Annotated in this window: 12 protein-coding genes; all 12 read right to left on the bottom strand. The window is 45.6% G+C overall.

What is annotated here, in order from left to right:
• Positions 1 to 897, bottom strand: coding sequence for a ribosome small subunit-dependent GTPase A (rsgA, locus tag JMN17_RS06095; RefSeq protein WP_087992092.1), 897 nt, complete (start codon positions 895 to 897; stop codon positions 1 to 3).
• A 14-nt stretch (positions 898 to 911) separates the two neighbouring features.
• Positions 912 to 2858, bottom strand: a complete 1947-nt coding sequence (prkC, locus tag JMN17_RS06100; RefSeq protein WP_087992093.1) for a serine/threonine protein kinase PrkC — start codon at positions 2856 to 2858, stop codon at positions 912 to 914.
• Positions 2852 to 3616 carry a protein-serine/threonine phosphatase PrpC gene (gene prpC, locus JMN17_RS06105; RefSeq protein WP_087992094.1) on the bottom strand — a complete coding sequence of 255 codons (765 nt, stop codon included), beginning with the start codon at positions 3614 to 3616 and terminating at the stop codon, positions 2852 to 2854. The genes prkC and prpC overlap by 7 nt, the downstream gene beginning before the upstream one ends.
• A 6-nt stretch (positions 3617 to 3622) precedes the next feature.
• Positions 3623 to 4714 carry a 23S rRNA (adenine(2503)-C(2))-methyltransferase RlmN gene (gene rlmN / locus JMN17_RS06110; protein WP_087992095.1) on the bottom strand — a complete coding sequence of 364 codons (1092 nt, stop codon included), beginning with the start codon at positions 4712 to 4714 and terminating at the stop codon, positions 3623 to 3625.
• 2 nt (positions 4715 to 4716) lie between these two features.
• The gene (gene rsmB / locus JMN17_RS06115; protein WP_087992096.1) at positions 4717 to 6060 is read right to left on the bottom strand and encodes a 16S rRNA (cytosine(967)-C(5))-methyltransferase RsmB; all 1344 of its coding nucleotides are present in this window, start codon (positions 6058 to 6060) and stop codon (positions 4717 to 4719) included.
• Complete coding sequence (fmt, locus tag JMN17_RS06120) at positions 6047 to 7000, bottom strand: methionyl-tRNA formyltransferase (protein ID WP_087992097.1); 954 nt, start codon at positions 6998 to 7000, stop codon at positions 6047 to 6049. Before fmt ends, rsmB begins: the two co-directional genes overlap by 14 nt.
• A gap of 4 nt (positions 7001 to 7004) precedes the next feature.
• Complete coding sequence (def, locus tag JMN17_RS06125; protein WP_087992098.1) at positions 7005 to 7487, bottom strand: peptide deformylase; 483 nt, start codon at positions 7485 to 7487, stop codon at positions 7005 to 7007.
• Between the two features lie 26 nt (positions 7488 to 7513).
• Entirely contained in the window at positions 7514 to 9931 is a 2418-nt protein-coding gene (priA, locus tag JMN17_RS06130) for a primosomal protein N' (RefSeq protein WP_087992099.1), read from the bottom strand.
• Entirely contained in the window at positions 9928 to 11148 is a 1221-nt protein-coding gene (gene coaBC / locus JMN17_RS06135; protein ID WP_087992100.1) for a bifunctional phosphopantothenoylcysteine decarboxylase/phosphopantothenate--cysteine ligase CoaBC, read from the bottom strand. The genes priA and coaBC overlap by 4 nt, the downstream gene beginning before the upstream one ends.
• 81 nt (positions 11149 to 11229) lie before the next feature.
• The gene (gene rpoZ / locus JMN17_RS06140) at positions 11230 to 11433 is read right to left on the bottom strand and encodes a DNA-directed RNA polymerase subunit omega (protein WP_087992101.1); all 204 of its coding nucleotides are present in this window, start codon (positions 11431 to 11433) and stop codon (positions 11230 to 11232) included.
• Positions 11434 to 11436: 3 nt separating this feature from the next.
• Positions 11437 to 12051, bottom strand: a complete 615-nt coding sequence (gmk, locus tag JMN17_RS06145; protein ID WP_010327898.1) for a guanylate kinase — start codon at positions 12049 to 12051, stop codon at positions 11437 to 11439.
• A 7-nt stretch (positions 12052 to 12058) separates the two neighbouring features.
• On the bottom strand, positions 12059 to 12328 hold the full coding sequence (gene remA, locus JMN17_RS06150; protein ID WP_003154355.1) for an extracellular matrix/biofilm regulator RemA: 270 nt from the start codon (positions 12326 to 12328) through the stop codon (positions 12059 to 12061).
• Between the last annotated feature and the right edge of the window lie 66 nt (positions 12329 to 12394).

Genomic DNA, 12394 nt, shown 5'->3' on the forward strand with positions numbered 1-12394 from the left:
CTAATACCTCGGCTTTCTGTCTTTAATCTCCGTCATAAATTCAACATAATGGTCGTAGCGGTACTGCTTTAATTCCCCGTCTTCAACAGCTTGTTTCACTGCACATTTCGGTTCTTTTAGATGTAAGCAGCCTCTAAATTTGCATGAAGAGCTTTTTTCTCTGATATCAGGGAAGGTATAGCCCAGCTCTTCTTCCTCAATGTCTGTAAATTCAAGCGAGCTGAATCCCGGCGTATCCGCAACCAAGCCTCCGGACGTATGAATCAGCTCTACGTGGCGGGTAGTGTGTTTCCCGCGGCCCAAATGTTCGGAAATCTCGTTTGTTCTTAAACCGAGCTCCGGACTGATTGCGTTGAGGAGCGAGGATTTTCCAACACCGGACTGACCCGCAAACACCGTTGTTTTGTCCTTAAAATGCGGGATGATATCCACCAAAGTGTCTTGGTCCTTAGAGGAGGTGAGATACACGTCATAACCAATATTCCGATAGTCTTCTGCATAGGCTTGTATCGTATCTTTTGTATCTTGATCTTCAATCAGATCCATTTTTGTAACGCATATAATTGGCTGAATATCATTAGCCTCAACGAGAACCAGGAAGCGGTCGAGCAATGCCGTGCTGAAAGAAGGCTGAACCGCTGAGAAAACAAGGACCGCTTGATCAACGTTGCAAATTGGCGGCCTGATCAGCTCATTGGTTCTTTCTTTAATTTCTAACAAATATCCCTCTTTGTCATTTTCAGCCTGATACACAACGTAATCGCCGACGAGAGGGGTAATTTTGTTCTTTCTGAAAATGCCTCTTCCTCTGCATTGTACCACTTTATCTGAATCCTCTGATTCATCCAGTACATAGTAAAAGCCGCTAAGCGCCTTAATAATTTTGCCCTCAGGCATATTTTCCCTCCTTGTTATTCATCTTTCGGATACTCAATGGTTTTGTAGCTGACGACTTTATTGTTTACCATCACTTGATAGTACCCTTTCTGGCCGGATTCAATCTTCAGTTCGATCGTTCGTTCAGTCGGCTCTTTTATCTTAAATTCTTCGTAAGTGTCAGAGATACTGTGATCCGCATCGTCAATAGCGATTTGTACTTCAAGCTCGTCCCCTTCATTTTCTGGCTCGTAGGGGATCTCGACCTTTTCTTTCACTGTTTTCGCAGGTTTTTTCTCAGGTCCGAGAGAGAATGTCACTTCCACTTCGTTTCCCGGCTTTACTGCCGTTCCTGCTGCTGGTTTTTGTTTGACAACCTGCCCTTCTGGAACGTCATCTGAGTATGCTTCTTTTTCTTTCAGCTTCAGTCCGTTGTCTTCCAGATATCCAGACGCTGCTTCTTTACTGTAAGTTTTCAAGTCTCTAAGCGTAATGTCTTCAGGCCCGATACTGACTGTGAGTTTGACTTGATCATCACTCGGCACAAGCTCAGTCCCTGCTGACGGATTCTGTTCAATGACAGTGCCCGCGTCTTTCTCATCATTCACTTCATTCACTGTGACATGTTTAAAACCTTGGTCTTTCAACGCTTTTTTTGCCTGATCGACCGTTTGGCCTGTAACATCACCGATCTCCGTTTTAGCTTTTCCGGTGCTTTTATAAAGCGTGACCGTTGCGCCTTCTTTGACTGTAGAATCCGCTTTAGGATCCGTTTTTACCATCAGGCCTTCTTCAATTTTCTCATCTGAGATTTCCAAAACCTCAGAATCAACCTGCAAACCGTCTTTTTCCAAGATGTCTGCCGCCTTTTCGTATTCCATTCCGGAGACATCAGGTATTTTGACATCTTCAGGCATAAAAAGCGACGGAAAAACAGTGACAGCAAGAATTCCCGCCGTGATGAATACGATGCAAACCGTGAGCAAAACCCACGGCCACTTTTTTCTTTTGCCGTTTTTCTTTGTTTTATTTTCGTTGCTGGGTGTCAATTCGGCTTCTTTTTCGCCAGCAGCTTTAGCGAGCTCTTCATCTTTAATGATAGGAATCGCTTTTGTCATTTCTTCATCTTCTTGAATCATAAATTTCTTTTCATTGAGTCTGTCGGCATCAAAAGCTGTTTTGATATCAGCTTCCATGTCTTCAGCCGTTTCATAGCGATGAAAAGGATCTTTGGCAGTTGCCTTTAGGATCATGTTTTCTACGCTTTGGGGTACTGACGGATTCCACCTTCTCGCCGAAGGAGTTTCCGCCTGAAGATGCTTTAAGGCGATGCTGACTGCCGATTCTCCATCAAACGGGATACGGCCGGTTAAAAGCTCGAAAAGAACGATTCCAAGCGCATAAATATCCGATTTTTTTGTTGCCAAACCGCCCCGCGCCTGTTCAGGTGATAAGTAATGCACTGAGCCCAGCACAGAATTGGTATGGGTGATTGTGGTCGAACTTAGTGCCGTCGCAATTCCGAAATCCGTCACTTTGATATTTCCCATGTGGTCAATCAAAATGTTATGCGGCTTAATGTCTCTGTGAACAATCTGATTTTGATGGGCATGAGCGATGGCTGAGACAATTTGCTCCATGATGTTCAGCGCTTCTTTAGGGTGAAGCGGCCCGTTTGCTGTTATGTATTCTTTAAGCGTCATGCCCTCAACGTACTCCATGACAATATAATAAATATCATCTTCTTCACCCAAATCGTAAATGCTGACGATATTCGGGTGATCGAGGCTTGATGCGGATTGGGCTTCTCTCCGGAAACGCCTGATAAACTCATTGTCATTCACATAGTCAAACCGCAGGATTTTGATTGCGACTTCACGGTCTAGAATCATATCCTCAGCTAAATACACGTTGGCCATTCCCCCGCCGCCTATGACGCGGAGAATTTGGTAACGTCCGCTGATCCGCTTGCCGATTAGCACTGATCTTCACCCTCTTCAACATGTAAAGCAAGCTCAAGCAAAACTGCTGTAATGTTGTCTTCCCCGCCATTCTGATTGGCTTTGTCCACAAGCAGGTTTACTTTTTCCTGAGGAGCTGAATCGCTTTGCAGGATGTCTTTTAATTCAGTGCCTTCCACTTTATTCGTCAGTCCGTCAGAACATAGAAGCAGTTTGTCCCCGGGTTCGATATCAAAAGAACGTGTGTCAATACTTACTGACAGGTCTGTTCCGAGTGCCTTCGTCAGCACATTTTTTCGCGGATGATGTTCAGCGTCTTCTCTTGAAATCTCTCCAGTGCGTACCAGCTCATTTACAAGCGAATGATCTTCTGTCACTTGAAAAAAATGGTCCTCCTGAAGCAAATAGCATCTGCTGTCACCTATATGAGCAACAGAAACCGTTTTCCCCGTAAAAAGCGCACATACAATCGTCGTCCCCATGCCTTGGCATTCTTCGTGGGCTTGGGCATGATCGTATATTTTGCTGTTTACCGCCAGAATCTGTTCAATGAGCCATTTTTCACATTCTGCGGGCGCAACTGGAATCGCCTCCGCTTCATTCCATTTCTCACCCATGGCTTTCACAGCCATCTTGCTCGCAACATCTCCAGCAAGATGGCCGCCCATGCCATCAGCGACAACCGCTAATACAAATTCGTCTTTCCCTTTGAATATCCCCGCATCATCTTCGTTATGCTGGCGGATTTTTCCTGTATCTGTTTTTAAGGCTGTTAACAACCCTCATCACCTCGTCTCGTCTTGACGCTCCTTCGCGCGAAGCTGACCGCAGGCTGCGTCAATGTCATGGCCTTGCTCTCTTCTGATTGTGACATTAACTCCGCGGGATTTCAGCGTTTTTTCAAAATCGAAAATCTGGTCACGCGGTGTACGCACATAGTCCCGTTCAGGCACGTAGTTTACCGGAATCAAGTTCACGTGGCATTTAATTCCTTCCAGCAAGTCGGCAAGTTCTTCAGCGTGCTCGACCTGGTCGTTTACGCCCCCGAACAGCCCGTATTCAAAGCTGATACGGCGTCCCGTTTTGTTAATATAATATTTAACAGCTTCCATTAATTCAGGCAGCTTATACGCTCTGTTAATCGGCATCAAACGGCTTCTGATTTCTGTATTCGGCGCATGCAGAGAAATCGCAAAGTTAATCTGCATTTTCTGATCAGCGAATTCGTAAATTTTCGGGATGATCCCGCTTGTAGAAACTGTAATGTGGCGCGCGCCAATATTGAGGCCCTTATCATGGTTAATGATTTTCAAGAAAGCGAGCATTTCATCAAAGTTATCAAAAGGTTCACCGATCCCCATGATCACGACAGAGCTCACTCGTTCATCCGTCTCATCAAGAGCTTTTTGGACTTTGACGACTTGAGCGACAATTTCACCCGCTTCAAGGTTTCGTTTCAAGCCTCCAAGCGTCGAAGCGCAGAATGTACAGCCAATGCGGCAGCCAACCTGTGTCGTTACACATACAGAATTACCATACTCATGTCTCATTAAAACGGTTTCGATTGTATAACCGTCATGAAGTTCGAATAAAAACTTCATTGTACCATCTTCAGAGGTTTGTTTAACGGCCGTTTTCAGCGTTGTTAACACAAAATGAGTGCTTAATTTCTCACGCAGATCCTTTGACAGGTTTGTCATTTCCTCAAAAGAAGATATCCGTTTTTCATATAGCCATTCAAAAATCTGTGCCGCGCGGAACGGTTTCTCTCCGTTGTCTGTCAGCCATTGTTTGATTTCATCTAATTCTAAAGAATAAATAGACGGACGCTCTGTCCGCAATTCTTTTCTATCTTTCGTTTTTTTCATTTCTGCCATTGTTATCCCTTCTTTCTCATGCTGCAAATAAAGAAACCATCTGTTCCGAAATAATGAGGAAGGATTTGCACCCTTCCTTCCCGAACAAAGGGTCTCGCCTTTTCGGGCAGCCGCTTTTCAAGAGACAAATCGGGTTCAAAATCAGGATGTTCTTGTATAAACGCATGTATGACTTCTTCATTTTCTGTCCGGTCCATTGTACACGTACTGTAGACAAGAGTGCCACCTTTTTTTACTAATGGTGCGATTTCCGCCAAGATCGACAGTTGGATTTCAGCAAGCCGTGCGCTGTCATCAGGCTTTTTCGTGTATTTCATGTCCGGCTTTCTTCGGATGACACCAAAACCTGAGCACGGGGCGTCTACCAATATCCGGTCAAACTGTTCGTTTTCAAACGTTTCTCCTGCTTTTCTCGCATCCATTGTTTCCGCATGAATGATCGTAAGGCCAAGCCGGTCTGCCGCTTCTTTGATCAGCTTCACTTTATGTTTGTGAAGATCAAGCGACGTAACGTTTCCCTTGTTCTCCATCAATTCTCCGATATGAGCCGACTTTCCGCCAGGCGCCGCACATGCGTCAAGCACCGTTTCACCGGGCTTAGGATCAAGGGCGCGGGCGACGAGCATGGAGCTCTCATCCTGGATGGACACTTCACCGTTTTGGAAGAAATGAGTTCCAACAATTGTTCCCTTTAGGAGCTTCACAGCGTCTTCAGCGAGGTCGCCTTTTTCAACGTCGATTCCCTCAGCTGCCATTTGATCAAGCAAATCCGTTCTGTCCGCTTTCATTTGGTTGACACGCAATGTCTGCTTCGGCGGAATGAGGTGGATGCGGCAAATCTTTTCAGCTGCTTCAAATCCATACGCACCGGCCCATTCTTTCACGAGCCATTCCGGATGGCTTGTCTCTGTCGCCAGCCGGCGGACAGGGTCTTCAATGGTGTCAAAGGCTGGAACACCTTCGCGCTGAATGGAACGAAGTACGCCGTTGACGAATGAAGCAATGCCTTTGTGTCCTCGGATTTTAGCAATTTCGACCGCTTCATGAATAGCAGCCCTGTCTGGTATCTTCTCCAAATACTCCATTTGATATAAGGATAGACGAAGAAGCTGAATCACCCACGGCTTTACTTTTTGAGGCTTATTAACAAACGGTTTGAGCATATAATCGAGCGCGATCTTGTTTTGCAATGTACCGTAGACAAGTTCAGTCAAAAGACCTCTGTCCTGATCGCTCAGTTCATTTGATTTAATGACCGACTTCAGGAGCAGATTACTGTAAGCCTGGTTTTGTTCTAGTTTGATCAGCGCCTCAAGGGCGATATCACGAACACTATTTTTTTTCATTGTTTACTCCTAACATATCGCCTGCTTCAACATGAGCGCCGCGCACAAAGTCCTCGCCTTTCATGCGTTTTTTGCCGGCCGGCTGAAGTTCGGTTAATAACAAGGCCGTGCCGTTACCTGTGGCTACTATAATCCCTTCCTTTTCAATCGCAACGACTGTGCCGGGCTCGGCTTTTGTTGGTGCGGGTGTTTTTTTCGACGTCCACACTTTCAAGTTTTGTCCATTAAGGGTCGTATAGGCCACAGGCCAAGGATTTAAGCCGCGGACTTGGTTGTAAAGCTCTTCACCTGTTCTAGACCAATTGATCAGCTCTTGCTCTCTTTTGATGTTAGGCGCGTATGTCGCTTTCTCTTCATCCTGCTTTTCAGGTGATATGCTGCCGGCAATGACGTTTGGAACGGTTTCAGACAATAGCTTCGCGCCAGCCGCGCTTAATTTATCATGCAGCGTTCCGACATTGTCGGTTTCTTCAATGTCCACTTCCACTTTTGAAATCATATCGCCCGCATCTAATTTTTCTACCATATACATAATGGTAACACCTGTTTTTTTCTTTCCCTGCAGAATGGAGTAATGGATCGGAGCTCCGCCGCGCAGTTCCGGCAAAAGAGACGCGTGAACGTTAATGCAGCCGTATTTTGGGCTGTCGAGAAGCTCCTTCGGCAAAATTTGTCCGAATGCTGCGGTTACAATAAGGTCAGGCTTAAATGCCAGCACTTTCTCGATTTCTTCTGTCAATCTGACTTTTTCAGGCTGAAGAACCGGGATGCCGTGACGCAATGCCTCTTCCTTGACCGGAGGAGGTGTCAGCACTTTTTTTCTGCCCTTCGGACGGTCCGGCTGTGTGACGACCCCCACTACTTCATATCCGTCCTCTATCATGTTTCTTAAAACAGGAACTGAAAAATCAGGCGTTCCCATAAATACGATTCTTGTCATCAAATCATCCTTCCATATCCGCTAGTTCATCTTCTGTATAGTATTTGCTTATTTTAGATGTAAACAGCACACCGTCTAAATGGTCCATTTCGTGCTGCACAGCCCTCGCTAAAAAGCCTCGCGCTTCCAGGATGAACGGTTTTCCCTGACGGTTAAATGCACGCACTTTGACGTAATCGGCACGTGTGACATCACCATAGACGCCGGGAAAGCTCAGGCATCCTTCAATTCCGGTTTGCCCACCGCTTTTTTCTAAAATCTCGGGATTAACGAGATCCATTCTGCCGCTGTCATCCCCGATGTCTACGACAGCCGCTCTTTTTAAAATGCCGATCTGCGGCGCTGCCAGTCCGACCCCATCCATTTCAAGCATGGTGTCGTACATATCATCAAGCAGTTTTTTTAGCTTTTTATCAAAAACAGTCACGGTTTCCGTCGGGGTTTCCAAAACCTCCGCAGGATGTGTGACGACCTTTTTCACAGCCAATTTGTTACCCTCCAAGACGTGAGATCTTACATCATCATATAAGGATTCATATCAATTGAAATCATTACATGCTTTTGTTCAATTTCGCGTTTATAATGTTCCAGTATCTTCTTCAATAAAGCGGATAACTGGGTTTCCTGTTTGTATTTTATCACGCATTGATAGCGATATCTATCTTTGATCCGGGCTATCGGCGACGCGCTAGGCCCGAGAATTTTCGTGTCAGCTCCGCAGTTTGCTTTCAAAAAGTGAGCGATTTTTTCAGCCGTAACAGCTGCTTTCGCCACTTCCTCATGAGAAACCGTCACAAGAGCCAAATAGTAATAAGGCGGATAGGATTGTTCTCTCCTGTGCGCCATTTCATGCTGATAGAATGTTTCATAATCGTGCGACTTCGTCAGCTGGATGCTGTAATGGGACGGTGTGTACGTTTGAATGATGACACGGCCGGGTTTCTCATGCCTTCCTGCCCGGCCGCTCACTTGCGTTAACAGCTGAAATGTTTTTTCGGCCGATCTGAAATCAGGAATATGGAGTGTTGTATCAGCACTTAACACTCCGACAAGTGTGACATTGGGAAAATCAAGCCCTTTCGCGATCATTTGCGTTCCGAGAAGAATATCCGCTTTTCCTTCTCCGAAAGCTGACAATAATTTTTCATGGGCGCCCTTCCTTGAAGTCGTATCAACATCCATCCGAATCACTCTCGCATTTGGCAGAACTTTTGTCAGTTCTTCCTCCACTCGCTGTGTCCCCGTCCCGAAAAAGCGGATATGCTCGCTTGCACATTCGGGACAAGTATGCGGGACAGGCTCTTCATGTCCGCAATAATGGCATTTCAGCCTTTGGCCGTAACGATGATACGTCATGGAAATGTCGCAGTGCGGGCATTGCGGGACATATCCGCAATCCCTGCACATCACAAAGGAAGAATAGCCTCTTTTATTTAAAAACAGCACCGCCTGCTCACCCTTGGCAATCGTTTCTTCAAGCTGTTCCATTAATTCAACTGAAAACATTGAGCGATTGCCGTTTCTTAGCTCCTCTCTCATATCGACAAGCGAAACCTCAGGCATCACCTGTTGGTTAACGCGATGCTTCAGCGAAAGAAGTTCATACACGCCCTTTTGGGCCCGTGCATATGACTCTAATGTCGGCGTAGCACTGCCTAACACAACGGGACAGCTGTGATGCTCAGCCCGCTTGATCGCAACCTCTTTCGCATGATAGCGCGGCATTTCTTCTTGTTTATAAGAGGACTCATGCTCTTCATCGATGATAATCATTCCGAGATTTTCAAACGGAGCAAAAATAGCCGATCTGGCGCCGACGACAAGCCGCACTTCCTTCCGGTGGATTTTGCGCCACTCGTCATATTTTTCTCCTGTGGATAATCCGCTGTGCATGACTGCCACCTGAGAGCCGAAACGGCCCTTAAAGCGATTGACCATCTGCGGAGTCAGCGATATTTCCGGTACGAGGACGATGGCTTCTTTTCCTTTCGCCAGTACTTTTTCAATCGATTGCAAATAAATTTCCGTTTTTCCGCTTCCTGTCACGCCGTGAAGGAGGAACACTTTATGTTCATCGTTTTCCAATGTCTGGCGTATTGGCTGAAAGGCAGCGCTCTGTTCGTCTGTCAGCGGGAGCGGCTCTGTTTTTTTGAACATTTTGTCCTGATAGGGATCTCTGTAAACCTCTTCATAGCTTTCCTTCAAAAGCCCCTTTTGGATAAGGGTTTTGATGGTCGCAGAGCTTGCACCCGTTTTTTTGCACAAATCCGCCGCAGGAATTTTTACACCTTCCGGCTCAGCGATGAAAAAGTGAAGAATCGCCTGCTGCTTGGCTGCTTGGCGGGATAATTCCTCTGCTTGCTTGGCAAGCTCTTCTAAATTCGCATTTGCCTGAATATGCCTGACCACTTTTTTATTCGTTTTTTGCGCGACTTTATATGTCACGTCAATGCTGCCTTTTTGAACATGCTTTTGAATCAGTTTCAGCGTATCGTGATCGGGTATATCTGAATACAGCAGAGTCTTTGTTTCAGAAAACAGCCGATCCACTTGCGGCGGAAGATCGGCGCCCTGTGTGATTTTTAGTTCTTTTTCATATTTTGCCTTTAATGCGGCAGGCAGCATCACTTGAAGCGCCGTTATTTTAAAAGACAGCGTTTTGTCGGACAGCCATGATGACAAATTCATCAGCTCCTCTGTCAAAACAGGTGTAAGATCTAATAAATCCTCTACTTCCTTGACAGATTTCCCCGAGAGATCAGATGCTTCTTTCACAGCTGTCACAAACCCTTGAATTTTACGGGGGCCAAATGGAACAATGACCCGCATGCCCGTTTTAATCATGCCTTTGAGATGGTCCGGGATTTTATAATCAAAAGGCCTGTCAATATTTTTAGTGCTGACATCAACGATGACCTCGGCAAAATTCATGATTGCTCTCCAGTTTGTTTTGAGAGGACTGCGATTTCCTGAAGGATTTCAAAAGAAACATCGAGCTTAGACATCATCGGAAGCTCGCGTTTGCGCCCGTCTTCGAAAAAGATTGTCACGATATTCGTATCAGCACCAAAACCGGCCCCATTTGCTTTCACATCATTTGCCACAATCATATCAAGATTTTTAGCGGCGAGCTTTTTGCGCGCATAGTGTTCAACGTCTTGTGTTTCAGCGGCGAAACCAACTAAAAGCTGGGACTGCTTTTTCTCGCCCAATTCTCTTAAAATATCAACCGTTCTTGTCAATTCAAAGGTCATATCGCCGTCTTGTTTTTTCATTTTATGGTCAAATACGGTTTTCGGCGTAAAATCGGCTACCGCAGCTGTTTTAATGACAATATCACTTGAGTCATACACAGAGAGCACCGCATCGCGCATATCCGCAGCAGATTGAACAGGAATGAACTGAGCCAGACCTTTAGGCTGATCAAGTGAAACAGGGCCAGAGATTAAGGTTACCTGTGCGCCGAGCTGAACAGCAGCCCCCGCTAATGCGTATCCCATTTTACCCGTTGATTTATTGGTGAAAAATCGAACAGGATCAATCGCTTCCCGTGTCGGGCCAGCTGTAATGACCACATGTTTGCCCTCCAAAGGAGCAATCTTTTCTTCAGCAAAATGCTTTTCGGCTAGCTCCACGATATTTTCTGGCTCTTCCAATCTGCCTTTCCCTACATAACCGCACGCTAAATAGCCCTCACTCGGCTCAATAAAACGATAACCATCCTTATACAGAACAGAGATATTTCGTTTGACTGCCGGATGGTCATACATGTGAACGTTCATCGCCGGCGCGATCCATACGGGAGCCGTTGCCGCTAACAACGTGGTCGTCAGCATATCATCAGCGATGCCGTTTGCCAATTTTCCAATCACATTAGCCGTAGCGGGTGCCACGATAATCAAGTCGGCCCAGTCTGCAGCATCAATATGAGATATGACACTTGGATTCTGTTCTTTAAATGTATCTGTATATACTTCATGGCGGCTCAATGCCTGAAATGTCAGCGGTGAGACGAATCGGCATGCTGATTCAGTCATAATCACTTTGACATTTGCTCCTGCCTGAACCAGCTTGCTCGTTAACGCACAGGCTTTATAAACAGCGATGCCTCCGCTCACGCAAAGTAACACATTCCGATTGTTAAGCAATGACTTCTCCCCCTCTGCACTTTACAAAAACCGCACGGAAAAAAATAACAACCTACATGATATAGGTTGCTACTTGTGCTACTATTCGCGGTCTTCCTTTTCAAACGAAAGCAGGCCTGCATCAATTTCTTCTAAAGCTTTGCCTACATATTTGTGTGAAATCGTATGTTCAATCAATTGATCTTTTTTGATTTGCATTTCACGCGCACGTCTCGCAGAAACAGTCACGAGCGTGTATTTGGAATCTAATTTATTCATTAATGAGTCAATCGACGGATCTAACATCTGTTATTCAACCTCCAGCATTTTCTTATATCTCGGTGCAACGCGCTCCCGCTTCAAATGTTCAGCGAGAACGATTGCTTTGATTTTGTCGCAAGCCTTTTCGACATTATCGTTTTCAACGACATAATCATAAGCATCCATCATTTCGATCTCAGCTTTTGCGGCTTTCATTCGATTTTCAATCAGAGCGTCTGTTTCCGTTCCCCGTGTCACGATTCTGTTCTTCAGTTCAGAAAGGCTTGGAGGCGCAAGGAAAATAAACAGGCCTTCCGGGAAAGCATTTCTCACTTGAAGAGCGCCTTGAACTTCGATTTCTAAAAAGACATCTTTTCCATCTTGAAGCGTCTGTTCAACATAATCGACAGGAGTGCCGTAATAATTGCCGACATACTCCGCCCATTCAAGCAGCTTGTTGTCTGCAATCATTTGTTCGAATTCTTCTCTCGTTTTGAAAAAATAATCGACTCCGTTCACTTCGCCCTCTCGCGGACTTCTTGTGGTTACCGAGATCGAATATTCAAATTTTGTGTCTTCCTGCGAAAAGATCGCTTGCCGAACCGTTCCTTTACCAACTCCTGAGGGACCTGAGAGAACGATTAATAACCCTCTTTCTTTCATGCGGCAACTATCCCTGCCCTTCATCCATAATTTCTTCTTTAACAGAAAGTCTGTGTGCAACTGTCTCAGGCTGGACGGCAGATAAGATAATGTGATCACTATCCATGACGACAACTGCACGGGTTCTTCGCCCGTATGTAGCGTCAATTAGCATTCCGCGGTCTCTTGCATCCTGGATCATCCGTTTGATTGGCGCAGACTCCGGGCTGACAATCGAAATCATCCGATTGGCGGAGATAATATTGCCAAATCCGATATTAATCAGTTTAATCGTCATCTTCTACGTTCCCCCTGTAAAGTAGACGTCTCTAGTTTAGCCTAGTAAGACCGTCTGTAAACAATA

The sequence above is a fragment of the Bacillus sp. RHFS10 genome (assembly GCF_016757475.1).
GTDB lineage: Bacteria > Bacillota > Bacilli > Bacillales > Bacillaceae > Bacillus > Bacillus subtilis_G.